23 protein-coding genes are annotated in these 26390 nt (G+C 71.8%); 13 read left to right on the top strand and 10 right to left on the bottom strand.

All coding sequences use genetic code 11. The annotated features are described in order from the left end of the window. Nucleotides 1–56 precede the first annotated feature (56 nt). Nucleotides 57–902: a PAC2 family protein gene (locus C7S10_RS20215; protein ID WP_108346395.1), complete on the bottom strand. Its 846-nt coding sequence runs from the start codon at nucleotides 900–902 to the stop codon at nucleotides 57–59. A gap of 265 nt (nucleotides 903–1167) precedes the next feature. Between C7S10_RS20215 and metH the strand changes: the two genes are divergently transcribed. Then, nucleotides 1168–4848: a methionine synthase gene (metH, locus tag C7S10_RS20210; RefSeq protein ID WP_207769496.1), complete on the top strand. Its 3681-nt coding sequence runs from the start codon at nucleotides 1168–1170 to the stop codon at nucleotides 4846–4848. Here the strand turns inward: metH and C7S10_RS20205 are convergent. Further along, entirely contained in the window at nucleotides 4830–5540 is a 711-nt protein-coding gene (locus C7S10_RS20205; RefSeq protein ID WP_108346391.1) for a histidine phosphatase family protein, read from the bottom strand. The two genes, metH and C7S10_RS20205, sit on opposite strands and share 19 nt — an antisense overlap. A 38-nt stretch (nucleotides 5541–5578) precedes the next feature. On the opposite strand from C7S10_RS20205, the gene C7S10_RS20200 reads away from it, so the two are divergent. Further along, nucleotides 5579–6823: an acetyl-CoA hydrolase/transferase family protein gene (locus C7S10_RS20200; protein WP_108346389.1), complete on the top strand. Its 1245-nt coding sequence runs from the start codon at nucleotides 5579–5581 to the stop codon at nucleotides 6821–6823. A gap of 35 nt (nucleotides 6824–6858) precedes the next feature. Here C7S10_RS20200 and C7S10_RS20195 read toward each other — a convergent pair whose 3' ends face one another. Both C7S10_RS20195 and C7S10_RS20190 read right to left on the bottom strand, forming a co-directional pair. After that, nucleotides 6859–7281: a pyridoxamine 5'-phosphate oxidase family protein gene (locus C7S10_RS20195; protein WP_108346481.1), complete on the bottom strand. Its 423-nt coding sequence runs from the start codon at nucleotides 7279–7281 to the stop codon at nucleotides 6859–6861. A 5-nt stretch (nucleotides 7282–7286) separates the two neighbouring features. Then, nucleotides 7287–8282: an Acg family FMN-binding oxidoreductase gene (locus C7S10_RS20190; protein WP_108346387.1), complete on the bottom strand. Its 996-nt coding sequence runs from the start codon at nucleotides 8280–8282 to the stop codon at nucleotides 7287–7289. Between the two features lie 188 nt (nucleotides 8283–8470). Here C7S10_RS20190 and C7S10_RS20185 point away from each other — a divergent pair, with 188 nt between their 5' ends. Further along, nucleotides 8471–10222 (top strand): sensor histidine kinase, encoded by a 1752-nt coding sequence (locus tag C7S10_RS20185; RefSeq protein WP_108346385.1) that lies wholly within the window; start codon nucleotides 8471–8473, stop codon nucleotides 10220–10222. A gap of 6 nt (nucleotides 10223–10228) precedes the next feature. Here the strand turns inward: C7S10_RS20185 and C7S10_RS20180 are convergent, their stop codons facing one another. Together C7S10_RS20180 and C7S10_RS20175 are read right to left on the bottom strand one after the other, a co-directional pair. Continuing rightward, the gene (locus tag C7S10_RS20180; protein ID WP_207769492.1) at nucleotides 10229–10804 is read right to left on the bottom strand and encodes a flavodoxin domain-containing protein; all 576 of its coding nucleotides are present in this window, start codon (nucleotides 10802–10804) and stop codon (nucleotides 10229–10231) included. Beyond that, complete coding sequence (locus C7S10_RS20175) at nucleotides 10801–11865, bottom strand: NAD(P)-dependent alcohol dehydrogenase (RefSeq protein WP_108346476.1); 1065 nt, start codon at nucleotides 11863–11865, stop codon at nucleotides 10801–10803. Before C7S10_RS20175 ends, C7S10_RS20180 begins: the two co-directional genes overlap by 4 nt. 222 nt (nucleotides 11866–12087) lie before the next feature. On the opposite strand from C7S10_RS20175, the gene C7S10_RS20170 reads away from it, so the two are divergent. Together C7S10_RS20170 and C7S10_RS20165 are read left to right on the top strand one after the other, a co-directional pair. Continuing rightward, the gene (locus C7S10_RS20170) at nucleotides 12088–12777 is read left to right on the top strand and encodes a response regulator (RefSeq protein WP_108346474.1); all 690 of its coding nucleotides are present in this window, start codon (nucleotides 12088–12090) and stop codon (nucleotides 12775–12777) included. 64 nt (nucleotides 12778–12841) lie between these two features. After that, a complete protein-coding gene (locus C7S10_RS20165) occupies nucleotides 12842–13699 on the top strand; it encodes a universal stress protein (RefSeq protein ID WP_108346383.1) in 858 nt (285 codons plus the stop codon). Here the strand turns inward: C7S10_RS20165 and C7S10_RS20160 are convergent. Beyond that, nucleotides 13641–14210 carry a GNAT family N-acetyltransferase gene (locus C7S10_RS20160; protein WP_165807251.1) on the bottom strand — a complete coding sequence of 190 codons (570 nt, stop codon included), beginning with the start codon at nucleotides 14208–14210 and terminating at the stop codon, nucleotides 13641–13643. The genes C7S10_RS20165 and C7S10_RS20160 overlap by 59 nt on opposite strands. A gap of 156 nt (nucleotides 14211–14366) precedes the next feature. On the opposite strand from C7S10_RS20160, the gene C7S10_RS20155 reads away from it, so the two are divergent. Beyond that, the gene (locus tag C7S10_RS20155) at nucleotides 14367–15311 is read left to right on the top strand and encodes a universal stress protein (RefSeq protein WP_108346379.1); all 945 of its coding nucleotides are present in this window, start codon (nucleotides 14367–14369) and stop codon (nucleotides 15309–15311) included. A 10-nt stretch (nucleotides 15312–15321) separates the two neighbouring features. Here the strand turns inward: C7S10_RS20155 and C7S10_RS20150 are convergent, their stop codons facing one another. Further along, nucleotides 15322–16206 (bottom strand): universal stress protein, encoded by an 885-nt coding sequence (locus tag C7S10_RS20150; RefSeq protein WP_165807250.1) that lies wholly within the window; start codon nucleotides 16204–16206, stop codon nucleotides 15322–15324. 166 nt (nucleotides 16207–16372) lie between these two features. Between C7S10_RS20150 and C7S10_RS20145 the strand changes: the two genes are divergently transcribed. The 6 genes from C7S10_RS20145 to C7S10_RS20120 all read left to right on the top strand — a co-directional run bounded on the left by C7S10_RS20145 (nucleotide 16373) and on the right by C7S10_RS20120 (nucleotide 23248). Then, the gene (locus C7S10_RS20145) at nucleotides 16373–17074 is read left to right on the top strand and encodes an HAD family hydrolase (protein ID WP_341476760.1); all 702 of its coding nucleotides are present in this window, start codon (nucleotides 16373–16375) and stop codon (nucleotides 17072–17074) included. 171 nt (nucleotides 17075–17245) lie between these two features. After that, nucleotides 17246–18871 carry an ABC transporter substrate-binding protein gene (locus tag C7S10_RS20140; protein ID WP_108346373.1) on the top strand — a complete coding sequence of 542 codons (1626 nt, stop codon included), beginning with the start codon at nucleotides 17246–17248 and terminating at the stop codon, nucleotides 18869–18871. A 73-nt stretch (nucleotides 18872–18944) separates the two neighbouring features. Beyond that, nucleotides 18945–19973 (top strand): ABC transporter permease, encoded by a 1029-nt coding sequence (locus tag C7S10_RS20135; RefSeq protein ID WP_108346371.1) that lies wholly within the window; start codon nucleotides 18945–18947, stop codon nucleotides 19971–19973. Continuing rightward, nucleotides 19973–20917: an ABC transporter permease gene (locus tag C7S10_RS20130; RefSeq protein WP_108346369.1), complete on the top strand. Its 945-nt coding sequence runs from the start codon at nucleotides 19973–19975 to the stop codon at nucleotides 20915–20917. The genes C7S10_RS20135 and C7S10_RS20130 overlap by 1 nt, the downstream gene beginning before the upstream one ends. Nucleotides 20918–20919: 2 nt before the next feature. Further along, on the top strand, nucleotides 20920–21978 hold the full coding sequence (locus C7S10_RS20125) for an ABC transporter ATP-binding protein (RefSeq protein WP_108346367.1): 1059 nt from the start codon (nucleotides 20920–20922) through the stop codon (nucleotides 21976–21978). Between the two features lie 4 nt (nucleotides 21979–21982). Next, nucleotides 21983–23248 carry an ABC transporter ATP-binding protein gene (locus tag C7S10_RS20120; protein WP_243395498.1) on the top strand — a complete coding sequence of 422 codons (1266 nt, stop codon included), beginning with the start codon at nucleotides 21983–21985 and terminating at the stop codon, nucleotides 23246–23248. On the opposite strand, the gene C7S10_RS20115 is transcribed toward C7S10_RS20120, so the two are convergent. Then, nucleotides 23239–24141: a RecB family exonuclease gene (locus tag C7S10_RS20115; protein WP_108346363.1), complete on the bottom strand. Its 903-nt coding sequence runs from the start codon at nucleotides 24139–24141 to the stop codon at nucleotides 23239–23241. The two genes, C7S10_RS20120 and C7S10_RS20115, sit on opposite strands and share 10 nt — an antisense overlap. A gap of 10 nt (nucleotides 24142–24151) precedes the next feature. Next, nucleotides 24152–25108 carry a sterol desaturase family protein gene (locus tag C7S10_RS20110; protein WP_108346361.1) on the bottom strand — a complete coding sequence of 319 codons (957 nt, stop codon included), beginning with the start codon at nucleotides 25106–25108 and terminating at the stop codon, nucleotides 24152–24154. A 100-nt stretch (nucleotides 25109–25208) separates the two neighbouring features. Between C7S10_RS20110 and C7S10_RS20105 the strand changes: the two genes are divergently transcribed. After that, nucleotides 25209–26378: a site-2 protease family protein gene (locus C7S10_RS20105; protein WP_108346359.1), complete on the top strand. Its 1170-nt coding sequence runs from the start codon at nucleotides 25209–25211 to the stop codon at nucleotides 26376–26378. Nucleotides 26379–26390: the final 12 nt, after the last annotated feature.

Genomic DNA, 26390 nt, shown 5'->3' with positions numbered 1-26390 from the left:
CCCGCGGCGCTGGAACGTGGGTGGCTCACCGCTGGCGGGGTGGGTGGTACGGCGCCTCAGTCCTCCGAGCGCCGCTTGAGGTAGCGCTCGAACTCCCGGGCGATGGCCTCGCCGCTGGCCTCGGGCAGGTCGGCGGTGTCGCGCGACTCCTCGAGCGAGCGGACGTAGTCGGCGACGTCCTCGTCCTCCTCGGCGAGCTCGTCGACACCGCGCTCCCAGGCGCGGGCGTCGTCGGGCAGCTCGCCGAGCGGGATCGAGCAGTCGAGCAGGTCCTCCAGCTGCCCGATCAGCGCGAGCGTGGCCTTGGGGCAGGGCGGCTGGGCGACGTAGTGGGGCACGGCGGCCCAGTAGGACACGGCCGGGATGTCGAGCTGCACGCAAGCGTCCTGGAAGACCCCGACGATGCCGGTCGGTCCCTCGTAGGTCGACTGCTCGAGCTTGAGCCGGTCGACCAGGTCGGGCTCGGTGGCGCTGCCGGTGACGGGGATGGGACGGGTGTGGGGCGAGTCGGCCAGCAGCGCGCCGAGCGTGATCACCAGCTCGCCACCGAGGTCGTCGCAGGCGGCCAGCAGCTCGGCGCAGAACTGGCGCCACCGCATGTTGGGCTCGATGCCGCGGATCAGGATGACGTCGCGGTCGAGGTCGGGCGGCGACGCGATCGCCACGCGTGTCGTCGGCCACGTGAGCCGGCGGTGGCCGTTCTCGTCCGTCCCGACGAGGGGGCGGTTGACCTGGAAGTCGTAGAACTCCTCCGGGTCGATGGCCCCGACCACCCGGGCGTTCCAGACCTCCATCAGGTGGTCGACCACGCCCGAGGCCGCGTCGGCAGCGTCGTTCCACCCCTCGAAGGCGGCGATCACCACGGGGGAGACGAGGTCCTGCACGTCGTCGAACTCGATCACCTCGCCAGCCTAGATCCCCGGTCCTCGATCCGAGCCCTTGTGGCGCCGCCCGGCGCCGAGGATTTCGCCGGGCACCCCCGCGGTGGAAGCATCGGTCCCGCCCGTCCAGCCCTTGGTAACGCTGTCCGCAGTGTGGACCGCGTTCGTAGGCTGGAGCACCGACGCGATTGGAGTTCCGAGCCCTGTGACTGCTGTGCCCGCCCTCACCGCTGACTCCGTCAGCACGCCCGACCTGCGCCCCGACGCGACCGATGTCCTGACGGCGATGCTGAACGAGCGGATCGTGGTGCTGGACGGCGCGATGGGCACGGCGATCCAGCGCGACCGCCCGGACGAGGCGGGCTATCGCGGGGAGCGCTTCGCCGACTGGCCCAGCGACGTGCAGGGCAACAACGACCTGCTGACCCTCACCCAGCCGGAGATCATCGCCGGCATCCACCGGGAGTACCTCGCGGCCGGCGCGGACATCATCGAGACCAACACCTTCAACGCCAACGCGGTCTCGCTGGCCGACTACGGCATGCAGGAGCTGGCCTACGAGCTCAACCACGAGTCGGCGCGCCTCGCCCGTCGCGAGTGCGACGCGGTCACCGCACAGGACCCGTCCCGTCCCCGCTTCGTCGCGGGCGCGCTCGGCCCCACCACCCGCACGGCCTCGATCTCGCCCGACGTCAACGACCCCGCCGCGCGCAACGTGACCTACGACCAGCTCGTGGCGGCGTACATGGAAGCCGGCCGCGGCCTGCTCGACGGCGGCGCCGACCTGGTCATGATCGAGACGATCTTCGACACCCTCAACGCCAAGGCGGCGGTCTTCGCCGTCGAGAGCCTCTTCGAGGAGTACGGCCGGCGCTGGCCCGTCATCATCTCCGGCACCATCACCGACGCGTCGGGCCGCACCCTGTCGGGCCAGGTGACCGAGGCCTTCTGGAACTCCGTGCGGCACGCGCGGCCCATCGCGGTGGGGATCAACTGCGCGCTCGGCGCCAAGGAGATGCGGCCCTACATCGAGGAGATGAGCCGCATCGCCGACACCTTCGTGTCGTGCTACCCCAACGCCGGGCTGCCCAACGCCTTCGGCGAGTACGACGAGGCGCCCGAGGAGACGTCGGCGATCATCGCCGAGTTCGCGGACGCGGGCTTCGTCAACATCGTCGGGGGTTGCTGCGGCACCACTCCCGCGCACATCGCCGCGATCGCCGGCTCGGTCGAGGGCAAGGCGCGCCGCGAGGTGCCGCAGGTGCCGGTCGCGATGCGCCTGTCCGGCCTCGAGCCGTTCACCATCGACGACGACAGCCTGTTCGTGAACGTCGGCGAGCGCACCAACATCACCGGCTCGGCGAAGTTCCGCAACCTGATCAAGGCCGGTGACTACGACACCGCGCTCGGCGTCGCGCTCCAGCAGGTCGAGAACGGTGCGCAGGTCATCGACGTCAACATGGACGAGGGCATGATCGACGGCGTCGCCGCGATGGAGCGCTTCCTCAAGCTCGTCGCCAGCGAGCCCGACATCAGCCGCGTGCCGGTGATGGTCGACTCCTCGAAGTTCGAGATCATCGAGGCCGGCCTCAAGTGCGTCCAGGGCAAGCCGATCGTCAACTCGATCTCCATGAAGGAGGGCGAGGACAAGTTCCGCGAGCACGCCCGGCTGTGCCGCAAGTACGGCGCTGCGGTGGTCGTGATGGCCTTCGACGAGAACGGCCAGGCCGACGACCTCGAGAGCCGCAAGCGGATCTGCGAGCGGGCCTACAGGATCCTGGTCGACGAGGTCGGCTTCCCGCCCGAGGACATCATCTTCGACCCCAACGTCTTCGCCGTCGCGACGGGCATCGAGGAGCACGCCTCCTACGGCCTCGACTTCATCGAGGCCGCGCGCTGGATCACCGAGAACCTGCCCGGCGCGCAGGTGTCGGGCGGCATCTCCAACGTCTCGTTCTCGTTCCGCGGCAACAACGCCGTCCGCGAGGCGATCCACGCGGTCTTCCTCTACTACGGCATCCAGGCCGGCCTCTCGATGGGCATCGTCAACGCCGGCGCCCTGGTCACCTACGACAGCATCGACCCCGAGCTGCGCGACGCCATCGAGGACGTCGTCCTCAACCGGCTCGACGACCCGATGCAGGCCACCGAGCGGCTCCTCGAGATCGCCGAGAAGTACCGCGCCAGCGACGCCGTGGAGGAGAAGGCCGCGGCCGAGTGGCGCGCCCTGCCGATCCGCGAGCGCATCACGCACGCCCTCGTGAAGGGCATCGACGCGCACGTCACCGAGGACACCGAGGAGCTGCGCGCCGAGATCGCGGCCGCCGGCGGTCGACCGATCGAGGTGATCGAGGGTCCGCTGATGGACGGCATGAACGTCGTCGGCGACCTGTTCGGCGCCGGCAAGATGTTCCTCCCGCAGGTGGTCAAGAGCGCGCGGGTCATGAAGAAGGCGGTCGCCTACCTCCTGCCCTACATCGAGGCGGAGAAGCAGCCCGGAGACGCGGAGACCAAGAACGGCACCATCGTGATGGCGACCGTCAAGGGCGATGTGCACGACATCGGCAAGAACATCGTCGGCGTGGTGCTGCAGTGCAACAACTACGAGGTCATCGACCTCGGCGTCATGGTGCCCGCCCAGAAGATCCTCGACGCCGCCGCCGAGCACGACGCCGACATCATCGGCCTCTCCGGCCTGATCACGCCCTCGCTGGACGAGATGGTGCACTTCGCCGCCGAGATGCAGCGCACCGGACTGACGATCCCGCTGATGATCGGCGGCGCGACCACGTCGCGCGCCCACACGGCGGTGAAGGTCGACAAGAAGTACGACGGCCCGGTCATCTGGGTCAAGGACGCCTCACGCTCCGTGCCGACCGCGGCCGCGCTGCTGGCCGACGACCAGCGCGACCGGCTGATGGCCGACGTCAAGGCCGACTACGACTCCCTGCGGGAGCGTCACGCCGCCAAGCACGACCGGCCGATGCTGAGCCTCGAGGCCGCACGTGCCAACCGCTCGCCGATCGAGTGGGAGGGCTACGTCCCGCCGGTCCCGAAGGACCTCGGCGTCCAGGTGTTCGAGGGCTACGACATCGCCGAGCTCCGCGACTACATCGACTGGCAGCCGTTCTTCAACGCGTGGGAGATGAAGGGCCGCTTCCCCGACATCCTCAACAGCCCCACGTCGGGCGAGGCCGCGCGCAAGCTCTACGACGACGCGCAGGTGATGCTGGACCGGATCATCGAGGAGAAGTGGCTGACCGCCAACGGGGTCATCGGCTTCTTCCCGGCCGCCGGTGACGGCGACGACACCATCGTGTACGCCGACGAGTCACGCTCGGAGGTCCTCACGACGCTCCACCACCTGCGCCAGCAGGGCGAGCACCGCGCGGGCATCCCCAACCGCTCGCTGGCGGACTACGTCGCGCCCGCCTCGACCGGCCTCGAGGACTACGTCGGCGGGTTCGCCGTCACCGCGGGCCTCGGCAGCGGCGACCGGATCGCCGCGTTCAAGGCCGAGCTCGACGACTACTCCGCGATCCTCCTCGAGTCGCTCGCCGACCGTCTCGCGGAGGCGTTCGCCGAGCGGATGCACCAGCGCGTGCGCACCGAGCTCTGGGCCTACCTGCCCGACGAGGAGCTCGACAACCAGGCGCTGATCGCGGAGGAGTACGTCGGGATCCGTCCGGCGCCCGGCTATCCCGCGTGCCCCGAGCACACCGAGAAGCAGACGCTCTGGAGCCTGCTCGACGTCGACCGGATCGGCATCGAGCTCACGGAGTCGATGGCGATGTGGCCGGGCGCCTCGGTCAGCGGGTGGTACTTCGCGCACCCGCAGTCGCAGTACTTCGTCGTCGGCCGGCTCGGTCGCGACCAGGTCGCCGACTACGCCGAGCGCAAGGGCTGGGACCTCGCCACCGCCGAGCGCTGGCTCTCGCCCAACCTGGGCTACGACCCGGAGGACTGACCGGGGGAGTCGCCCGGGTCCTCCACGCCCGGGTCCTCCACGGTCGGGTCGTCAGCGGTCGGGTCAGCGGCGGACTCGTCGTCCAGCCACTCCCCGCCGACCGGCTCGCGCTCCCACGACACGATCGACCAGCCCCGCTCCGGGTCGCCGTGGAGGGTGATGCACGCGGTGTTGTGCAGGGGCTCGTGGACGGGCGCGTGCTCGCCGTCGGCCCGGCGGGTGACCCACGTGCGGATGGCGGCTCCGTGGCTGACGACCAGCGCCGTGTCCACGCCCAGCGCGGCGGTGGCGGCGATCGCTGCGTCGTACCTCTCGAGGAACTCGGTGCCCGACTCACCGCCCGGCATCCGGGTGTCGAGGTCACCCTCGAGCCACCGGGCGATCGTGCCGAGGTAGCCCAGCAACGCGTCGTGGTCGGAGCGCATCTCGAAGTCGCCGGCAGCGATCTCACGCAGCCCGTCGTGCTCGACCGGCGTGAGCCCGCGGGCCTCGGCGAGCGGGGCGGCCGTCTGGCCGGTGCGGGTGAGGGTCGAGACGGCGACAGCGCCGATCGGCTCGTCGGCGAGCGCACGGACCGCGGCCTCCGCCTGACGGCGCCCGAGGTCCGTGAGGTCGAGACCGGGGAAGGCGGTGTCGAGGGAGCCCTGGACGTTCGCGTGGGTCTGGCCGTGGCGAAGCAGGAGCAGGCGCATGCGGGCCAGCCTAGGGGTGGGGCTGGCAGGCTGTGCCCATGCGCCTCGTCGACCTCGACACAGCTGCTTCCTCGGTGGCCGAGCACTGCGCGACCACCGGTGCCGGGGGCGTCCCACGCGTGGTGGCCAGCGGCAACTTCGCGTCCCCGGTCACCCTGGTCGGGGCGGTTGTGCAGCAGCTGCCGGCCGTGCGCCTCCAGGTGCTCAACGCGCAGCCCGGCCTGCCGATGCACGACGGGGTCGTGCCCGAGACGTCGTTCGTCGGACCGGCGTTCCGTCGCCACCCGCGGCTGTCCTACGTCCCGTGCCGCCTGTCGATGGTGCCGCGGCTCTTCGTCGGGCCCCTGGCCCCCGACGTGGTCGTGGTCCACACCACGACGCCGCGCGAGGGCCGGGTGTCCCTCGGGCTGGAGGTCAACGTGCTCCCGGCCGCCATCGAGGCGGCCCGTGCCCGCGGCGGGCTGGTCGTGGCCCAGCTCAACCCGCGGATGCCATGGACGTTCGGGGACGCCGTCGTGTCCGTGGACGACCTCGACCTCGGCGTCGAGGTCGACGAACCGCTCGCGACGCACGCGGCGCGGCCGCCGGCCCCGGACGCCAGCCTGATCGGGTCCCGGGTGGCCGCGGAGATCGGTGACGGCGCGACGCTGCAGGCCGGGATCGGCGAGGTCCCGGACGCCACCGTCGCGGGGCTGCTGGAGCGTCGCGGCCTGCGGATCTGGACGGAGATGTTCAGCGACGGTGTCCTCGCCCTCGAGTCGGCCGGCGCCCTCGACCGCGACACCCCGCTGCGCACGTCGTTCGTCTTCGGCAGCGAGGAGCTCTACGACTGGGTCGACGCCAACCCGCGGGTGACGATGCTCCGTACCGAGACCAGCAACTCGCCCACCCGGATCGCGGCGCAGCCGGCCATGACCTCGATCAACACCGCCCTCCAGATCGACCTGTTCGACCAGGCCAACGCATCCCGCATCGACGCCCGGATCCACAGCGGCTTCGGCGGCCAGACCGACTTCACCGTCGGCGCGAGCCACTCGCCCGGCGGACGGGCGTTCATGGCGCTGCGCAGCTGGCACCCGAAGGCCGACGTGTCCACGATCGTGCCGCTGGTCGACGAACCCGTCACCTCCTTCCAGCACGGCGCGGTCGTCACCGAGCAGGGGCTGGCGTGGATGTGGGGCCGCGACGAGCGCCACCAGGCCCGCAACCTGATCGAGCACGCGGCGCACCCGAGCGTGCGCGACGACCTCTGGGAGGAGGCCCGGGCCCTCGGCCTCGCGTGACGACCGACCCGGGCCCTCACGGTCGGTCGTCGCGGTCAGTCGTCGCGCTGGACGAGGTGGGTCCAGGGACGCGACAGCTCGAGATCGCGGCCGCTGATCTCGCTCACCTCGATCTCCACGACGTTCCACTTCTCCGTGTCCACCCACGGATGGAGCGGGACATCCTCGCTGCGGTGCTCCTCGTCCTCCTCCAGCCGGCGTGCCCGACCACGCAGCACCACGCTGGTCGCGTGCTCGCCGACGACCTCGTCCACCTCGAAGGCGACGTCGGCGTTCATGACCACACCGAGGAGCTTCGAGCCCTCGGCCGTGCGGAAGAGCAGGGAGCGCCGGTCCGTCGCGGGCTCGTGGTGGACGGCGTAGTTGACGGGAACGATGTGCACCTCGTCGGCGAGGTGGTAGGCGAGCCGCCCGAGCTCGTGCCCGCGCAGGAACTCCCAGCACTGCGCGGCGTCCATCACGGTCACCGGACCTGTCCCGGGTCGAGGTCGAGCACGGCCTCGAGTGCCCGGCGCGGTGTCCGGACCAGGTCGCCGCGGCCGATGGCCTGCCACCCGACCCTGGCCAGGAGCAGCGGGTGCGCGAGACCGCCCAGGACCTCGTGGCGGAACGCCACCCTGGTCTCGGGCAGCTCGACCACCTGGCTCAGGGGCACCACGGAGAGGCCGGCGGTGGTGGCGGCGAGCCACATGGCGCTCAGGCCCTCGCCGGCGCGGAGCCACGCGTGGTGGTCGTCGTGGACGTCGAAGAGCACGATCAGTCCGTCCGATCCCTCGACGGTCCGCTCACCCGTCTCCTCGAGGTCGCCCCCGGCGAAGCGGTGGGGGTGGGCCCGCGGTGTCGCGGTGGACGAGGGCAGGACGGCGCCGGGGATCCCGTCGACGCGGGAACGGTCGCGCCACGCCGCCTCCTCGAGCGCCATGGCCGGGACGGACTGCTGGAGGACGGTCGCCCGCAGCACCAGCCGCTCGGCGCGGAAGCGCTCGGACACACCGGTCAGCGCCACGGCGCGGGTGCCCCACTGGCTGGCGATGTGCGCGAGCTGGTCGAGACGCTCGTCGGGCACCGGCCAGGACGTGAAGCGCCGCCGGTCGGTGCACCGGTGGGCGATGGCCTCGAGCTCGCCGGCGGCGTTGCCGGGCGGTGGCGCAGGGGCCAGGTCCAGGCGCGCCAGGAGGTCGGGATCGGACGGGTCCGGGAAGCGGTCGACGTACGCCCGCCAGCCGAGCGCCGCCGCAGCGACCTCGGCCTGGTGCAGCGCGGCGCCGCAGCTGATGACGAGGTCGCGCCCGGTCGGATCGGTCGCGGGGAGCTGCTGTCGACGATCGGCCCGCAGCTCGAGCCGGTCGTCCGCGGCTCGCCACCGCCACGGCTGGGTGTTGTGCACGCTGGGAGCCAGGGTCGCCAGCTCGACGATGCGGCGCATGGTCCTGTCCGGGACGTGGATCGTGTCGCTCATGTGCGGTCCTTCCGAGGGCTCTGGTTCGCTCCGTCCAGCGTGTCGACGGGCACCCGCCCGTCACAGGGCCGTTCGTCCCGTCCCGACGGGACGCCCGGGACGCGCGCGCGTCGATGCTTCCCGGGTGCCGACCGGGATCGATAGCGTGGGACCCCTCGGATCCGCATCCCACGTGGTCAGGAGCTTCGATGGAACACGGCGCGCGACCGGGACCACGTGGTGGTGAGCACCTCGCCGGGTCCTCGCTCGGGGAGGTCGAGTTCGAGGACCTGTTGCGCGAGGTCCTGGGCCGGATGGAGGGGGCCCTGGACCAGCAGGCCCGACTGCGGCTGCTGCTGGACGCCGTCGTCACGATGGCCGGCGACCTGACCCTCGACGGGGTGCTGGCACGCATCGTGTCCATCGCGGGTCAGCTCGTCGACGCGAGGTACGCCGCGCTCGGGGTGCTGGCGTCGGGGGACGAGCGTCGACTGCGCACCTTCGTCCACCACGGCATGGAGGCCGACGTCGTGGACCGCATCGGTGCGCTGCCGACCGGCCACGGCCTGCTCGGACTCCTCATCGACGACCCCCGTCCGATCCGCCTCAGGGACATCGCCGCCCACCCGGCCTCCTACGGCTTCCCCGAGGGACACCCACCGATGAGCTCCTTCCTCGGGGTGCCGATCCGCGTGCGCGAGCGGGTGTTCGGCAACCTCTACCTCACCGAGAAGGTCGGGGGCACCGACTTCACCGAGATCGACGAGGACGTCGTGATCGCCCTGGCCGCGGCGGCGGGGGTCGCGATCGAGAACGCGACGCTCTACCAGGAGGCCGAGCACCGGCAGACGTGGTTGACCGCCACGGCCGAGATCGCGGCGCTGCTGGCCGGGGAGTCCGACGCCGACCACGGGCTCCAGGCGGTCGCCGACCGGGCTCGATCCGTGTCCGGGGCGGACGTGGCCTGGATCGTCACCGGTGCAGATCCCTCGGCCCTGTGCTTCGCGGTGGTCTCGGGTGCTCCTGTCGACCTCGAGGCCATGCGCCGGCTCCCGATGGAGGAGTCTCTCGCCAGCGTGGTGATCCGGACGGGCGAACCGGTCTCGGTGGACGACCTCGCGTCCGACGAGCGCGCCGTCGACCCCTCCTCGATCGAGGGGTGGCCCGAGCTCGGGCCGGTGGTGATGGTGCCGCTCCGGTCGGGACAGGGCGTCGAGGGCGTGTTGTCGCTAGCCTGGACCCCCGCCCACGCAGAGGGGTTCCGCCGGGTCGACGCGGCGCTCCCGGCGAGCTTCGCCGAGCAGGCCGCGCTCGCCCTTCACGTCGCGCGCAGCCGCGCCTACCGACAACGACTGACGCTGTTCGAGGACCGCGACCGCATCGGACGCGACCTCCACGACCTCGTCATCCAGAGGCTGTTCGCGGTCGGCCTGGGACTCCAGAGCGCCGCCACCCTGACGACGGACGCCGAGCTCGGCGGGCGGCTCGCGCAGGCGATCGACGACCTCGACGACACGATCAAGGACATCCGCCGCACGATCTTCTCGTTGGGGGCGATGGACTCGGCCGCGGACGTGCAGAGCGAGATCGAGCGCCTGGTCGCCCGCGCGGGGAGCACGATGAAGATCCGCCCCTCGCTGCGGCTCGACGGTCCGCTCCGCACGGCCCTCAGCGTCGACGTCGTCCCCGACCTGCTCGCCGTCCTCGGGGAGGCCCTCACCAACATCAGTCGGCACGCCCACGCCAGCGAGGTGGACGTGCGCATCGGGGTGGACGGTCGGCTCGTCACGTTGACGGTGAGCGACAACGGCCGCGGCGTGGACACCGAGGCACCTCGCAGCGGACTCGACAACATGCGCGCCCGCGCCCTGAGGCACGGTGGCACCTTCGTGGTGGAGTCCGCCGCGGGCACGGGCACGACGGTGGAGTGGACCGTGCCGGCCATGCCCACCCCGACCTGACGGCCGTCAGCCGGGGCGGGCACTCCGCGACCGGCACCGTGCGGCGAGGGCGGCCCCGAAGTCGACGGCGCGTTCACGCTCGCCGTCGACGAGCGGGCCCGCCACGTCGTCCACGACGAGCCCCAGCCGGGCATCGCAGCCCAGCCCGCGGCGGGCCGCCACCTTGGCGATGCTCGACGAGGCGGACCACGGGGACCAGCGCACCCGTGTGGCGTGCGTGTCGAAGGCGGCCAGCAGCGGCGTCGCCGAGCCGGAAGGCACCTCGAGCGACTCGAGCCACTCACGGATCCCGGTCACGGCCCGCTCGGGTGGCGCGCCCTGGCGGACGGCGTCGGTGCGGGTCGCTGGTCGGCTCAACCCGAAGGCGTGCGTGGGTGCTCCCACCACGAGGAGGTCGAGATCGGGTGGAAGCAGTGCCGGGGCGGCACGGACGTCGACCACCTCGACCTCGACGCCTGCCCCGCGTAGGCCCTGCGCCACCGCGTCTGCGGCTCGGGCCGTGTTGCCGAACATCGACTCGAACACCACCAGGGCCCGCACCGCGGCCCGCGGCTGGTCGCCGGGCGTCACCGCGGTGCTCACGGTCGGTACTCCGTGCTCGGAGAGACCACGGCCCGGCCGTCGATCGCGCCCACCTCGAGCAGCTCGTAGGCGGTGACGGCCTCGTCCAGCCCGAAGACCCGGACCTCGGCGTCCACCAGCCCACGGGCGGCCAGCTGCAGCACCTCGACGAGCTCGCGCCGGTTGCCCCAGTAGGTCGACTGGACGCTGACCTCGTAGGGGACGCCGAAGAACGACACCGGCAGGGCGCCGCCACCCAGCCCCACGATCGTCAGGTCGGCCATCTGACGGCACATCGCCGCCCCGGCCCGGAGCGTGTCGTCCGCGCCGACGAAGTCGAGGACCACGTCGGCCCCCAATCCTCCGGTGGCCTCCCGGACCTGGTCGACGACGTCGTCGCCGGGCGCCAGGACGAGGTCCGCTCCGCCGCGCTCGGCGAGTGCCCGTGCCGTGTCCCGCGGGTCGACGGCGATGATCCGGGCCGCGGTGGTGGCGCGCAGGACCTGGACGCCGAGGTGACCCAGCCCGCCCGCACCGATGACGACGGCGGTCGATCCCGGCGTCAGCTTGCCCCACGAGCGCCGTACGGCGTGGTAGGGCGTGAGGGCCGCGTCGGTCAGGGGGGCGGCACGCACCGGGTCCAGCCCGTCGGGCAGGGCGACCAGGTGGCGCGCGTCGGGCACGAGGAGGAACTCGGCCATCCCGCCGTCCAGCCCCAATCCGCCGCCGCCCCCGGGTGCGGAGGTCCGCTCGGGGTGGTCGCAGTAGGTCTCCAGGTCGGCGCGGCAGCGCGCGCAGGTCCCGCATCCCCAGGCGCCGACCACCGCGACGGGCTGTCCCGGGTCGAGACCGGACACTCCCGGGCCGAGGGTGTGCACCCATCCGGCGTTCTCGTGACCGAGCGTGAACGGCGGCGACCAGGGGAGCTGACCCTCACTGAACTCGTGCATCAGGTGCAGGTCCGAGTGGCAGGCGCCCGCACCCCCGACCTGCACCAGGACCTCTCCCGGCCCCGGGTCGGGCCGCTCGACCTCGCGGAGCACGGCGGGGGACTTCCAGGCCTCGAGGCGCAGTGCCTTCATCGATCCGTTCCTCTCGTCGGTGGACTGCCAGCGTCGCGTCGGCGGCGCGGCGGCGGACAGGGTCCGAGGTCGTGACCCGACCCGGACCTTCGGGACGGTCAGGTCGTACGGCGCGGGGCGAGCGGGCACGACGACCGACCGGGACCCGGATGACCAAGGTCCCGGACCACCCGGGACCATCGACCGCTGACCGACCGGTCGTCGCGGCCTAGCGTCATGCGCATGGACGACCCCGTCGGCACCCGGCCCAGCGATGGGCCCGCGAACGCAACCATCCGCGTCTTCCTGCTGGACGACCACGAGGTGGTGCGCCGCGGGATCCGGGACCTCCTGGAGGCCGCGGGCGACATCGAGGTGGTGGGGGAGTCCGGGTCGGCGCAGGAGGCGACGGCGCGCATACCGGCGCTGCGACCGCACGTGGCCATCCTCGACGGTCGGTTGCCGGACGGGTCGGGCATCGACGTGTGCCGCGAGGTCCGGTCGGTGGACCCCACCATCAAGGGGCTGGTCCTGACGTCGTACGACGACGACCAGGCCCTGTTCGCGGCGATCATGGCCGGGGCGTCGGGATACATCCTGAAACAGGTCCGCGGCGCGGACCTCGTCGACTCCGTGCGCCGCGTCGCGGCCGGCCAGTCGATGCTCGACCCGGCGATGACCAGCCGGGTCCTGGAGCGGATCCGCAACGGCCCGGACTCCGACCAGGAGCTGGCGATCCTGACGGCGCAGGAGAAGCGGATCCTCGACCTGATCGGAGAGGGGCTGACCAATCGCGACATCGCCGGGCGCATGCAGCTGTCGGAGAAGACGGTGAAGAACTACGTGTCTGCCGTCCTGACCAAGCTCGGGCTGTCCAGCCGCACCCAGGCCGCGGTGTTCGCCGCCAGGCACCCGCAGGCTCGCGGGTGCTGATGGCCCCGCAGGCAAGGGCCGATCGACCCTGCCTCTCGCCGGTGGGCGAGGCGATGGTGGATCCATGACGCCCTCACCCATCCTGCTCGCGTACGACGGATCGACCGCGGCCGAGCTCGCCCTCGAGTGGTCGGCCGAGGAGGCCAGGCACACCGGCACTCCGCTGGTGGTCATGATGGTCGAGGACGTGCAGCCGGGGCCGACGATGTCGTCGCCCCACCACGGTGTCTCCCAGGTGGTCCCCAGCCCGGTGCCCGGCGTGCTCGACGGGGCTCGTGCGAGGCTCGCCCGGGCCGGGGTGCTCGACGTGGCGCTCGAGCACCGCGTGGGTCGGGTGGTGACCGAGCTCCTCGATGCCGCGACCACCTCGTCGCTCCTCGTCGTCGGGAGCAACGGCCACGAGGTCGTCGGCGAGGTCTTCCTGGGGTCGGTGAGCCAGCAGGTCGCGCGGCATGCGTCCTGCCCCGTGGTCGTCGTGCGTCGCCCGCACGCGGCGACCGCCCGGCGCATCGTGGTCGGCGTGGACGGATCGGCCGGGAGCCGAGCCGCCCTGGAGTTCGCCTGCCACCGCGCGGAGCTCACGGGTGAGGACGTCGTCGCCCTCCACGGTTGGCACGTGCGCAACCCGTCGACCGACGTGTGGAGCGCCGTCCCGCGCACCCTGGAGGACGAAGAACGTCGAGAGCTCCTGCTCGCCGAGAGCATCGCGGGCCTGCGGGAGGACCACCCCGACGCGCAGATCGAGCCCGAGGCGGTCCCGGTCGACCCTGCGACCTGCCTGGTGGACGCGTCCACGGTCGCGTCCATGGTGGTGGTCGGTGCGCGCGGGCAAAGCTTCGTCGGCGGGCTGCTGCTCGGCTCCGTCAGCCAGGCGGTGCTGCGTCATGCGCAGTGCACGGTCGCCGTGGTCCGCGAGCCCTGACTCGCTCCGTGCCCATCTCGTAGGTGAGCACACCGACGTTCGCGTGGCGGGCCACGGAGTAGCCGGCGTCGTCGAAGACCTGCGCCATCTGCGTGTTCTCGAACAACACGTCGGCGACCAGGCGGGTGATGCCCCTGCCTCGACAGATCGACGCGAGGTGCTCCAGCAGCAGGGTGGCGAGCCCGTGACCACGTTCGCGCTCCGCGACGACGAACGCGACCTCCGCGACCTGCGCCGCGACCGTCTCGGCCGTCCCGAGTGCGACGAGCTCGCCGCCCACGACGGCCACCAGGGCCGTCACGTCACTGGCGCGGCCGGTGAGCACGTGGTCGACGTAGTGCGGGCCGGCGGCGTGGTTGACGTTGAAGAAGCGCAGCCGCAGCGTCTCGTCGTCGAGCTGGTCGTGGAGGGACAGCAACGCCGCCCGGTCCGACTCCCGGGGAGCGCGGATGGTCGCGCTGCGGCCGTCGGACATCGTCACCTCGACGGGGACGGGCAGCTCGGTGGCCATGGTCCGATCCTGCGAGCGACGTCGCGGGCGCGACAGGGACCTAGGGCCCGCTTCGAGCGGTACGAAGACCACCGCCCTGCTCGCCATCCGGCCCTGCCGCGGGGCGCAGCCCGTCGCGAGGCTGGAGCCGACGAACCCACCGGCACCAGGAAGGGCATGACCATGTCGAAGAGCGAGACGACCAGGCAGCGCACGTCGGACGTGGTGGTGGGGGTCGACGGTACCCCGGCCAGCGTCAACGCGATGCGCTACGCACTGCGGGCGGCCACCCTCAGCGGAGGGCGGGTCGAGGTGTACCACGTGGTCCCGGATGTGGTGCCCATGACCGGCGTGTATCCGCTTCCCCCCGACGACTTCATGGCGGCGGGCCGCTCGACCCTCGAGACCACCGTCGCGCAGGCCGGGCCGGCGACGGCCGTCGAGGTGGACACCCACCTGTGTCGCGGTCCGGTGGTCAAGACGCTCACGACGGCCGGCCGGGACGCCCACGCGATCGTGGTGGGCAGTGACCGGCGCACGGCCCCGATGCGACTGCTCACCGGCAACGTGTCGACCGGTGTCGCCGCTCGAGCCGCGGTGCCGGTGGTCTCCGTCCCGGAGACCTGGCGGGCCGACGGGTCGACCCGGACTGTGGTGGTCGGCATCAAGCGCCCGGACCACTCCGATGCGCTCGTCGGTGAGGCCCTCGCGGTGGCCCAGGCGTCCGGGAGCCGTCTGGTGGTCCTGCACGCCTGGCGCTTCCCCGCGGCGTACGACGACGTCATCGTCTCCGACCGGGCGACGCTCGACGAGTGGGCGGCACGGGCCGAGCGCGAGGTCGACGACCTGGTCGATCCGTGGCGCCGGTCGCACCCGGACGTCGACGTCGAGGTGCGGGTCGTGCACGACTTCGCTGCCCACGCGCTCGTGGAGGCCTCGCGGGAGGCCGACGAGCTGGTCCTGGTTCGCCGCGCGCACGGTTTCCCGGCTGCCGCGCACCTCGGGGCGAGCGCGCGCACGGTGCTGCTCCACGCCCACTGCCCGGTCCGGATCGTCCCGGCCGGTGACGCGCCGGTGGCCCGGGAGCCGGAGCTGGACGCGCCGGCTGTGCCCGTGGCCTGAGGGCGCCTGCTCACCCGGCCGGTCGGGAGCCTTCCGGTGGCGGGACCACCATCACCGGGCACGGCGCCCGGTCGGCGATGCTGCTGCGGACGTGGCCCAGCAGGTGGCCGCCCCCAGCCAGGTGCCGGCCCACCACGAGGAGCGACATCTGCTCGGCCAGCTGCAGCAGCACCCGTGCCGGGCGGCCGGTGGCGACCTGGGTGCTGACCGCGACGTCCGGATGCAGCTCGCCGAATCCGCTCACGGCCTCGGCGAGCCACCGGTCACGCTCCTGAGCAGGGGCGCGGAGCGTGTCCTTGCTGGCGTGGACGATCGTCAGCGGGAGGTCGTGCAGGCCTGCGTGGGAGAACGCGTGCTCCAGCACCTCGGGGGCGCTGTGCCGGACCGAGACCCCGGCGAGCACGCCGCGACGCGCCAGGCCGACGCGGTGCCGCGGCACGACCACCACCGGGCAGGTGGCCGACCGGGCGGCCCGCGTCCCGACCTGCGCGGACGGGATGGTGCGCACCGCCCCGGTGCCACGCGACCCGAGCACGAGCAGGTGCGCACCGCGGCTGAGGAGCACGAGCTCGTCGGCCGGGTCCCCGGTGGCCTCCACGTGCTCGACGTCGAGCCCGGGGAACCGCGCGAGGGTCCGGGTGACGACCGCGTCGAGCTGGGCCTCGTTCCCGTCGACGGGCGGTGTCGCCGAGAGCTGTACGGCGTAGCCGGACTGTTGGAGGGCAGGGGAGACCGTCCGCACGTGGGCGACCACCAGCCGCCGTCCCGCGGAGGCCGCTTCCTGCGCGGCCCAGCCCAGCGCACGCCCGGACGGCGCGTCGCCGACGCAGCCGACGACGACCGCGCCGGACGTCGGTGTCGACCTGGTGAGTGGCGTGGCAGTCGATCCGTCCATCGCTCCAGCCTCGACGGCCCGCGTGGGTCCCGCCACGGCCGGAGGTCGGTCAGGACAGGGACCTTCGCCCTCGTGGCGTCCCGTGACCACCCCTCGGCGGGGGGTCACCGCGCCGTACGCCCCGGCCCTAGGGTGGGACCGTCGCACCTGACGTCCCCGACGCTCCCTGGAGGGCATCCTGAGCATCACCGACCGACCTGCTGCGGCTCAGCGACCGGCAGCGGTCCTCTGGGACATGGACGGCACGCTCGTCGACACCGAGCCCTACTGGATCGCCACCGAGTACGCGATGGCCGAGAAGTACGGCGGCACGTGGTCCGAGGAGCACGCACTCAACCTCGTGGGCAACGCGCTGCTCGAGTCGGGGGTCTACATCCGCGTCCACATGGGCATCGACCTCACCCCTCAGGAGATCGTGGACGAGCTCCTCGACGGCGTCGTGGAGCGGGTGCGCGAGTCGGTGCCGTGGCGCCCCGGAGCACGCGAGCTGCTGGCCGACCTGCGCGCCAACGACGTGCCCTGCGCCCTCGTCACGATGTCGTGGCAGCGCTTCGTCGAGCCGATCCTCGAGCACCTTCCCGACGACACCTTCGCTTCGATCGTCACCGGCGACCGGGTCGAGTTCGGCAAGCCGCACCCCGAGCCCTACCTCACCGCGGCGGCCGAGCTCGGCGTCGCGCCTGAGGACTGCCTGGCCATCGAGGACTCCAACACCGGTGCGAAGTCGGGCGAGGAGGCGGGATGCCTCGTCCTGTGCGTCCCCAACCACGTGCCGATCCTCGAGAGCGATCGCCGCGTCTTCGTCGACACGCTCGCCGGCCTGGACACCGCCGCCGTGCGCGAGCTCGCCAGTAGCAGCACCCGGTAGCACCACCCGCTCGCGCACACCCGCAGCCGGCCCAGCGTGCGTGGCGCATCGGTCTCGTCACGGAAGAGTTGCGGTTCGAGTGTCGGTGGTGGCGCAACTCACACCCATCGGCGTACGTTGCTTGACCGAGCGAACACCGATGTCCGGGATCCGGACGGAGAGCGAGGAGTCATGCGTCCACTCCACCTTGCGCGGCTCGGGGCCATCACCCTGCTGGTCGGCAGCCTGGCCGCCTGTGGCGGCGACGACGACTCGGGTGGCGGCGGCGGCGGCGACAGCAGCGGCGGGGGCGGTGCCCCCTGGATCCTCGGGACCACCGACACCGTGACCGCGCTGGACCCGGCCGGCTCCTACGACCTCGGCTCGTCCACGCTCGAGTACAACCTCTACCAGACCCTCGTCACGGTGCCGGCGAAGTCGACCGAGATCGTCGGCGACGCAGCCGAGGGCTGCACCTACGACGACCCGGAGACCCTCACCTGCACCCTCAAGGAAGGTCTGACGTTCTCCAACGGCGACGAGCTCACCTCGTCCGACGTGAAGTACAGCTTCGAGCGCTCGATCGCGATCCAGGACCCCAACGGCGCCGCGATCTACCTCCTCGGCAGCATCACCGACACCGCCGACGACGGCACCGTCACCCTCAATGAGGGTGCGATCGAGACGCCCGACGACCTGACGGTGGTCTTCCACCTCGACCACCCGGACACCACGTTCCAGTACGTCCTGACCTATCCCGGCGCCGCCGCGATCGTCGACGAGGACGTCTTCCCGGCCGACACCAAGCTGGACGACGAGAGCATCATCGGGTCGGGCCCGTACAAGCTCAGCCAGTACAAGGCCGGCGAGCAGGCCGTGCTGGAGATCAACGACGAGTACTCCGGAGAGAACGCCGGCCAGTCCGCGCAGGTCTTCGTCAAGTACTACTCCGAGCCGTCGGCCCTCAAGCTCGCGGCCGAGAACGGCGAGGTCGACGTCGCGTGGCGCAGCCTCAGCCCGACCGACATCGCGGACCTGAAGAACAACGACGCGGTCACCGTCGCCACCGGCGAGGGCTCCGAGATCCGCTACTGGGTCTGGCAGCTCAGCACCGACGCCGCCAAGCAGCTCCCGGTCCGCCAGGCCGTCGCGCAGGTCTACGACCGCGAGGCGATCGCCCAGGACGCCTACGACGGCACCGTCGACCCGCTCTACTCCATCGTCCCGCCCGGCTACGCCGGACAGAAGGACTCCTACCAGGAGGCGTACGGCGAGCCCGACGTCGCCAAGGCCAAGAAGATCCTCGACGACGCGGGCATCTCCACGCCGGTCGACCTGACGCTCGGCTGGACCCCGACCCACTACGGGCCGAGCACCGAGGACGAGGCCAACGAGGTGAAGCGCCAGCTCGAGGACAGCGGGCTCTTCACGGTCACCCTCAAGAGCACGGAGTGGGAGCAGTACCAGACGATCTCCAAGGAAGGCGCCTACGACCTCTTCCTCTACGGCTGGTTCCCCGACTACCCGGACGCCGACGACTACCTCTCGCCGTTCCTGATCGACGGCGGGTTCTTCCAGAACAACTACAAGAACCCCGAGGCCGAGAAGCTGATCGCCGACGAGCAGGGCACCGACGACGAAGCCACCCGCGAGGAGGCGTTCGGCAAGCTCCAGGACATCGCGGCGAAGGACGTGCCGTTCATCCCGTCGTGGGTCGGCACCAACATCGGGGTGTACGGCGCGGGCATCACGGGCGTCGAGGACACGCTCGACCCCGCCTTCATCTTCCGCTTCTGGCTCGTCAGCAAGGACGGCTGACCGACAACGTCGCAACCGGTGTGGGGGGCCGTCCCGAGCGGCTCCCCACACCTCCTGCGCGGAGACGATGCACATGACCCGTTCCGCTTCCGGCTCGCTGCCGCAGTACGTGCTGCAGCGCGTGCTCCTGGTCATCCCGATGATCTGGGTGATCCTCACCCTGGTCTTCGTGGTGCTCCGGGTCGCGCCCGGCGATCCCGTCTCGGCCGCGCTCGGGGGCCGGCTCAACGCGGAGGCCCTCGAGCAGCGCCGTGAGGCGCTCGGCCTGAACGAGCCGTTGATCCACCAGTACTGGGACTACCTCTCCTCGGTCTTCAGGCTCGACTTCGGCACCACGTTCAGCGACAACCAGCCGGTGCTGCACGTGATCCGCGACAACGGCGGCGCGACCCTGAGCCTGACGCTGGCGTCGTTCGTCGTCGCGCTCGTGGTCGGCATCCCGCTCGGCATGGTCGCCGGGCGCTACCGCGACTCCGTCGGGGACGTGGTGATCCGGCTGTTCGGGATCCTCAGCTACGCCGCGCCGATCTTCTTCATCGGATTCCTGCTCCAGGTCTACGTCGCGCAGCCCCTCGGCCTGCCGACGTCCGGGATGGCCAGCCCCATCACCGTCTTCACGGTCCAGCCCGTCACGCACATCCTCCTGATCGACGTCTTCCTCAGCGGCGACGCGACGGCGATCGGCGACGTGCTCGAGCACCTGCTGCTGCCGGCCCTCACCCTGGGCCTGCTCATCTGTGGCGTGTTCATCCGCCTGGTGCGCGTCAACATCCTCCAGACCACGCAGGCCGACTACGTCGAGGCCGCCGAGGCGCGAGGCATCTCGCGGGGCCGTGTGACCCGCAAGCACGCGTTCCGCAACGCACTGGTCCCCGTCATCACCGTCATCGGGCTGCAGTTCGCGCTGCTGCTCGGTGGTGCCGTGCTGACCGAGTCGACCTTCAACTGGCCCGGTCTCGGGCAGAAGCTGGTTGAGTACATCAACGACCGCGACTACGGCGCCGTCCAGGGCATCATCACGATCTTCGCGGTGGCCGTCGTGCTGATCAGCCTCCTGGTCGACATCGTCAACGCCCTCGTCGACCCGCGGGTGAGGTACTGATGCGCGGCGTCCTGAAGCTGCTCGCCAAGCCGTTCACCGACACCGTCGGGCTGGCGCGCTGGATGCTGGTGATCGGCGTCGTCATCACCGCCGCGTTCATCGTGTGCGCCGTTTTCGCGCCGTGGCTCGCGCCGTACGGCTTCGCGCAGTCGGCGGTCGACGGCACCCGCTTCCCCAAGGCGGGTGCGCCGAGCGGTGAGCACTGGTTCGGTACCGACCGGTTGTTCTTCGACGTGCTCTCCCGCGTCATCTGGGGAGCGCGTACGGCGATCGAGGTCGTCATCTTGTCGATCCTGTTCTGCGTGGTGATCGGCGTGCCGCTCGGCCTCGTCTCCGGCTACTTCGGCGGCTGGCCCGACCGGATCCTGGTGCTGGTCATGGACGCGATCTTCGCTTTCCCCTCGTTCCTGCTGGCGATCGTCTTCTCGTTCCTGCTCACCGGGCTCTTCGGCGGCAGCGTGCTCGCGGTCGCGCTCTCGCTGACGGCGATCTACATCCCGCAGTACTTCCGCGTGGTCCGCAACACGACCGTCAGCGCCAAGGAGGCGACCTACGTCGAGGCGGCGCGCGCGATCGGGGCCAGCGACGGGGTCATCATGCGGCGCTACCTGTTCGGCAACGTCGTGCAGAGCGTGCCGGTGCTCGCCACCCTGAACGCCGCCGACGCCATCCTCACGCTCGCAGGGCTCGGCTTCCTCGGCCTCGGCATCCAGTCGACCGACGCGGCCGAGTGGGGACACGACCTCAACCGAGCGCTGGCCGACGCTGGCGCGGGCATCTGGTGGACGGGGCTCTACCCCGGCCTGGCGATCGTGCTGCTCGTGACCGGGCTGACCCTGGTCGGCGAGGGGCTCAACGAGACGCTCAACCCGACCCTGCGGCGTCGCCGGTTGCTGCCGGTCGTGATGCCGGCACGCGAGTCGACGACGGAGGAGGCGAGGTGAGCATGGAGCTGGTCGACGAGGTCTCGGGCAACCGCCAGCCCGAGCCGGTGATCTCGGCGCGCGACGTCCGGGTCTGGTACGGCACCACCCGGGGCGCGATCCGGGCGGTCGACGGGGTCAGCTTCGACCTGATGCCGGGCGAGACCCTCGGCCTGGTGGGGGAGTCAGGCTGCGGCAAGTCGACGCTGGGTCGCGGCCTGATGGGGCTGCTGCCGACGGGCGCCAAGCGCGACGGCGAGGTGGTCTTCAAGGGCCGCGACGTCTTCTCGATGAGCGCGAAGGAGGCCTACGCCCTGCGCGGGCACGAGCTCGGGATGATCTTCCAGGAGCCGCTGACCCGCCTCAACCCGCTGATGCGCATCTCCGAGCACTTCGAGGAGACGATCCGCCAGCACGAGCCCAGGCTGCCGAGGGCCGAGGTCCAGCAGCGGGCCTTCGAGGTGCTGCGGGTGATGGGCATCCCGCCGACGCGCTACCGCTCCTACCCCCACGAGTTCTCGGGCGGCATGCGGCAGCGGCTGATGATCGCCCTCGCGCTCGTGCTGCGCCCCGCGTTCGTGGTCGCCGACGAGCCGACGACCGCCCTCGACGTCCTGGTCGAGGCGCAGATCGTCGGCATCCTCAACGACCTGCGGCGCACCTTCGACACCTCGCTGCTGCTCATCACCCACAACGTCGGGATCGTGGCCGAGGCGTGCGACCGGGTGGCGGTGATGTACGCCGGCCGGATCGTGGAGCAGGGGGCCGTGGCCGACGTGCTGGGCAACCCGCAGCACCCCTACACCCGCGAGCTGCTCCGCTCCACGATCAGCCTGTCGACGACGGGGCTGGAGTTCATCCCCGGCTCGCCGCCCGACCTCGTGGACCCACCCGCGGGCTGCCGGTTCCACCCGCGGTGCCCGGACGCGATGCAGGTGTGCGCGGTGAAGGACCCCGTCGACGTGGAGCGTCCCGGCGGCGGTCGGGTCGAGTGCTGGTTGCGCGGCCCGGAGGACCTGGTCCCCGAGGGCGGCACGCGCCCGCTCAAGCAGGAGGAGCTGACCGTTGCCGACGAAGCCTGAGTCCGTGACCGGGAACGACACGGTCATCGACGTACGCGACCTCTCGGTGCACTTCGGCCTGCGGGGCAGCACCCTCGCGCGCCTCTTCGGCCGCGACGCCGGCACCGTCAAGGCCGTCGACGGCGTCGACCTCGCACTGCGCCGCGGCGAGGTGGTCGGGCTGGTGGGGGAGAGCGGCAGCGGCAAGTCGACCCTCGGACGGGCCCTCCTCGGCCTGGTGCCCATCACGTCCGGCAACGTCGTGTTCGAGGGGCGCGACGTCGGCCGGATGGGCCGGCGCGAGCTCCGGGAGGTCCGCAGCGACATCGCGATGGTGTTCCAGGACCCGAACGCCGCCCTCAACCCCGCCATGACCGTGGAGGTGGCGGTCGGGGACGCCCTGCGGGTGCAGGGCGTGACGTCCGAGACCGAGCGCCGGGAGCGGGTGGTCGACGCGCTGGAGCGGGTCGGGCTCTCACCGGTCGAGCTCTTCCTCGCCAAGTATCCCCGCGACCTGTCCGGCGGCCAGAAGCAGCGCGTGGTGATGGCCCGCGCCATCATCAACTCGCCGACCGTCCTGGTCGCCGACGAGCCGATCTCGATGCTGGACATGTCCGTGCGGGCCAAGATCCTGCAGCTGATGCTGGACCTCAAGCGGGACCTCGACCTCAGCTACGTCTACATCACCCACGACCTCGCCTCGGCCAAGTTCTTCTGCGACCGGATCGCGATCATGTACCTCGGCCGGATCGTGGAGATCGGCGACACCGAGGAGATCTTCGCGCACCCGCGCCACCCCTACACGCGCGCGCTGCTCAAGGCGATCCCCGATCCCGATCCGGCGCGGTCCGTGCCGCGCGACCTGCCGCGCGGCGAGATCCCGGACGCGGCCAGCCCGCCGCTGGGGTGTGCGTTCCACCCCCGCTGCCCGGTGGCCACGGCCACCTGCGGCTGGGAGTCCCGCGACCTCAGGTCCCTGCTCGAGGAGCACTGGACCCGCCGCGACGCCGAGACCTACGAGCGCGAGCGCGCACTCGTGGGCGACCTCGACCACCTGGACACCCCGGCCACGACCGCGCGCATCGGCAGCGGTCCGCCCGACCAGGTCCGGGCCCTGCTCGAGCGCATCCGCGCCGAGAACCCCGACGAGCCGCTGTGGCAGGGCGTCAGCGAGATCACCGAGGACGGCAGCGGCGTGGTGGTGCGATTCCACGAGGGCGAGGACCCGGACCTGCGCCCGGCCGGCGGCGCCGAGGTCGCGTGCGTGCTGTACGGCGACGATCAGGGCTGAGCCGTGATGCCCTCGTCGGTGTCGAGGTCGCCGGCGGGATCGGGCACCGGCAGCCGCACCGGCATCGGGAGCACCGTGCCGCCGAACTCGGGGCAGTGCTCCTGGTAGGAGCACCACGAGCAGAGCCGCGAGCGGCTGGGCTGCCAGTCGGCGGTGGCCCGGCACTCCTCGATGGCGCGCCACACTGCCTCGACCTTGCGCTCCGTCGCCAGCAGGTCGGCCTCGTCGGGCTCGTAGCGCAGGATCTCGCCGTTGCCGAGGTAGACCAGCTGGAGCACCGACGGGATGACGCCGCGGGTGCGCCAGATGACCAGGGCGTAGAACCGCATCTGGAACAGCGCCTTGGCCTCGAACTCAGGTGGGCTCGAGTTCCCGGTCTTGTAGTCCACGACCCGGATCCGGCCGTCGGGCGCGACGTCGAGCCGGTCGACGAAGCCGCGCAGCAGCAGCTTGGAGTCGAGCAGCGCCTCGACGTACAGCTCGCGCTCGGCCGGCTCGAGCCGGCGCGGGTCCTCGAGCGTGAAGTAGCGCGCGAGCACCTCGCGACAGCTCGCCAGCCAGCCCGCGACGTCGACCCCCTCGCCGCCGAACATCTCGTCGAGCTCCGGGGCCTGCTCCCGCAACGCGTCCCACGACGGCACCAGCAGCTCCGCGGCCCGGTCGGACGTACGGTCGACGGCGGGGAGGTCGAAGAGGTCCTCGAGCACCTTGTGCACCACGGTCCCGCGCACGGCGTCGAGGGAGGGCCGCTCGGGCAGCCGGTCGATGGTGCGGTAGCGATACATCAGCGGGCAGGTCATGAAGTCGCTCGCCCGACTGGGGGACAGCGCGCCCAGCACGTCGACGCCGTCCACGGGCGTGGAGACGATCTCGGCCGGGGAGGTGTCCTGCATGGGTCGCACCCTAGGCGGGGCGGCCGACAGCATCGGACGCGGCGCCGCCGGCGGGCAGCGGCCACCGCCGCGTGACGACCGGCAGCCGTCGCAGCTGGTGCGCCCACACGTGCACGTCCTGCACCAGGGGCAGCGCCAGCCAGCCCGAGGTCCGCACTCCCGGGTCTGCCTCGAGCCCCACGTCCGGGAGGTCCGCGGTCAGCGACCGGTTGACCTCGCCCATCCGCGGGTTGTACGTCCCGAACAGGTGGTCCCAGACGCTGAGCAGGTTGCCGTAGTTGGAGTCGTGGTCGACGCGCTGGACGGAGTGGTGGAAGCGGTGGTTGACCGGGCTGGCGAGCAGGAAGCCGAGCCGGCCGTAGGTCCAGCCGAGGTTGGAGTGCTGGATGATGTCGCCGAAGCGCAGCGTGTAGACGACGACCAGGATCACCGCGCCCTGGCCGATGGCCGCGTCGCCCCCGGCCTCGCCGCCGAGACCCAGCACGAGCAGCACCGAGATCCGGGTGAGGTCCTCGATCGCCCGCTCCGTGAGCGTCACCCGGTTGCCGGTGAGCAGCGTCATCTCGTCCGCCGCGTGGTGGACCGCGTGGAAGCGCCAGAAGAACCGCGAGCGGTGCATGAACCGGTGCGTCCAGTACTGCATGAAGTCGCCGAGCACCAGCGTCCCGCCGGCGAGCACCACGGTCGCCAGCAGCCCCGGCTCGAGCCAGGAGTGCGGGTGCAGCAGCACCGGCAGGTGGGGGACGACGAGCCAGTGGAGCACGCCGATCGGCACCAGGAAGGTGAGCAGGCCGCCGCGACCGACCACGAAGAACAGGTAGTACAGCGCGTCGACCCGGGCCGATGCGCGCATCCGACCCAGCCGGCCGGCCGAGCTGCGCCCCGCGCGCTTCCAGAGCGCGTCGACCACGAACGCCAGCACGAGGGGACCCCACAGCAGCCAGCTGAGGAGGTCGTCGGCGAGCACACGTCACGGTATCGGGCCCGGCGCCCGTCCCACGGCGATTTCACCGTCCGGCGCGGGCCACCCGACCCTGCTCGCGTGCCGACCCGCCGGATAGGCTCGGATGGTGACGCAGACGCCGCCCTCGGGTGCTGACGGACCCGCCGGGGCGGGGCGTCCGCGGGCGCCCGGGACGATCCGGATCGGCAGCCTGGCGGGCATCGACGTGCTGGTCACCAGCTCGTGGTTCCTCATCGCCGCGCTGATCTCGTTCACCATCGCGCCGCGCATCGAGCAGGTCGAACCGGGGCTGGGGGCGTTGAAGTACGTCGCCGGGCTGGTCTTCGCCGTCGTCCTCTACCTCTCGGTGCTGATGCACGAGGCGTCCCACGCGATCATGGCGCAGCGCTTCGGCTTCAGCGTCAACTCCATCACCCTGCACTTCCTCGGCGGCATGACCGAGATCGACGGATCGGCCCGCCGACCCCGGCAGGAGTTCTGGATCGCCGTCGTCGGTCCGCTGACGTCGATCGCGGTGGGCGTGGCCGCGGTGGGCCTGTGGTTCGTGGTGCCGGAAGGCCTGGTCCGCGTGGCCATCGAGGGGCTGGCCGGCGCCAACCTCCTGATCGGCGTGCTCAACCTCGTGCCCGGCCTGCCGCTCGACGGCGGGCGCGTCCTCAAGGCGGTGGTGTGGGGGGCGTCCGGCGACGCCACCAAGGGCACCATCGTGGCCGGCTGGGGCGGTCGCCTCACGGCTGTCGCGGTGCTCGCCTGGCCGCTCCTGCAGCGGGAGATCTTCGACGTACCGCCCACGATGTTCGACTACCTGCTGGTGATCGTGCTGGGGCTCTTCCTGTGGACCGGAGCGACGGCGGCCATGTCGCACGCTCAGCTCCGCCGCCGCCTGCCCGCGCTCGTCGCGCGGCCGCTGGCCCGCCGCACCCTCGCCGTCCCCGAGGACACCCCGCTGGCCGAGGCGGTGCGCCGCGCCCAGGAGATCGACGCCGGCAGCATCGTCACCACGACCACCGCCGGGCGCCCCACCGGGATCGTCAGCGAGGCCGCCGTGCTGGCCATGCCGCAGGAGCGGCGGCCGTGGGTCGCGACCAGCAGCGTCGCGCGCACCCTCGAGGACGGACTGACCCTGCCCGCCACCATCGCCGGCGAGGAGCTGGTCTCGGCGATCAGCAAGCACCCGGCGGAGGAGTACCTCCTCCTCGAGGAGGACGGCACGGTGCTGGGAGTGCTCGCCACCTCCGACGTGGACAAGGCCTTCCGCGACTCACGCGCCTGAGCCACTCGCCAC

The organism is Nocardioides currus, assembly GCF_003057875.1.
In the GTDB taxonomy this organism is placed as follows: Bacteria; Actinomycetota; Actinomycetes; order Propionibacteriales; family Nocardioidaceae; genus Nocardioides; species Nocardioides currus.
The sequence above is the reverse complement of the archived record's forward strand: the minus strand, read 5'-3'. Positions and strand labels throughout refer to the sequence as shown.

Excerpts from the sequence above, each read along its gene's own strand:
- C7S10_RS20165 (WP_108346383.1), top strand. The coding sequence starts at position 12,842 with ATGACGCCCTCACCCATCCTGCTCGCGTACGACGGATCGACCGCGGCC.
- C7S10_RS20205 (WP_108346391.1), bottom strand. The coding sequence starts at position 5,540 with ATGCGCCTGCTCCTGCTTCGCCACGGCCAGACCCACGCGAACGTCCAG.
- C7S10_RS20185 (WP_108346385.1), top strand. The coding sequence starts at position 8,471 with ATGGAACACGGCGCGCGACCGGGACCACGTGGTGGTGAGCACCTCGCC.
- C7S10_RS20200 (WP_108346389.1), top strand. The coding sequence starts at position 5,579 with ATGCGCCTCGTCGACCTCGACACAGCTGCTTCCTCGGTGGCCGAGCAC.
- C7S10_RS20125 (WP_108346367.1), top strand. The coding sequence starts at position 20,920 with ATGGAGCTGGTCGACGAGGTCTCGGGCAACCGCCAGCCCGAGCCGGTG.
- C7S10_RS20140 (WP_108346373.1), top strand. The coding sequence starts at position 17,246 with ATGCGTCCACTCCACCTTGCGCGGCTCGGGGCCATCACCCTGCTGGTC.
- C7S10_RS20155 (WP_108346379.1), top strand. The coding sequence starts at position 14,367 with ATGACCATGTCGAAGAGCGAGACGACCAGGCAGCGCACGTCGGACGTG.
- C7S10_RS20150 (WP_165807250.1), bottom strand. The coding sequence starts at position 16,206 with ATGGACGGATCGACTGCCACGCCACTCACCAGGTCGACACCGACGTCC.
- C7S10_RS20160 (WP_165807251.1), bottom strand. The coding sequence starts at position 14,210 with ATGGCCACCGAGCTGCCCGTCCCCGTCGAGGTGACGATGTCCGACGGC.
- C7S10_RS20135 (WP_108346371.1), top strand. The coding sequence starts at position 18,945 with ATGACCCGTTCCGCTTCCGGCTCGCTGCCGCAGTACGTGCTGCAGCGC.
- C7S10_RS20170 (WP_108346474.1), top strand. The coding sequence starts at position 12,088 with ATGGACGACCCCGTCGGCACCCGGCCCAGCGATGGGCCCGCGAACGCA.
- C7S10_RS20105 (WP_108346359.1), top strand. The coding sequence starts at position 25,209 with ATGGTGACGCAGACGCCGCCCTCGGGTGCTGACGGACCCGCCGGGGCG.
- C7S10_RS20130 (WP_108346369.1), top strand. The coding sequence starts at position 19,973 with ATGCGCGGCGTCCTGAAGCTGCTCGCCAAGCCGTTCACCGACACCGTC.
- C7S10_RS20175 (WP_108346476.1), bottom strand. The coding sequence starts at position 11,865 with ATGAAGGCACTGCGCCTCGAGGCCTGGAAGTCCCCCGCCGTGCTCCGC.
- C7S10_RS20190 (WP_108346387.1), bottom strand. The coding sequence starts at position 8,282 with ATGAGCGACACGATCCACGTCCCGGACAGGACCATGCGCCGCATCGTC.
- metH (WP_207769496.1), top strand. The coding sequence starts at position 1,168 with ATGCTGAACGAGCGGATCGTGGTGCTGGACGGCGCGATGGGCACGGCG.
- C7S10_RS20115 (WP_108346363.1), bottom strand. The coding sequence starts at position 24,141 with ATGCAGGACACCTCCCCGGCCGAGATCGTCTCCACGCCCGTGGACGGC.
- C7S10_RS20195 (WP_108346481.1), bottom strand. The coding sequence starts at position 7,281 with ATGGACGCCGCGCAGTGCTGGGAGTTCCTGCGCGGGCACGAGCTCGGG.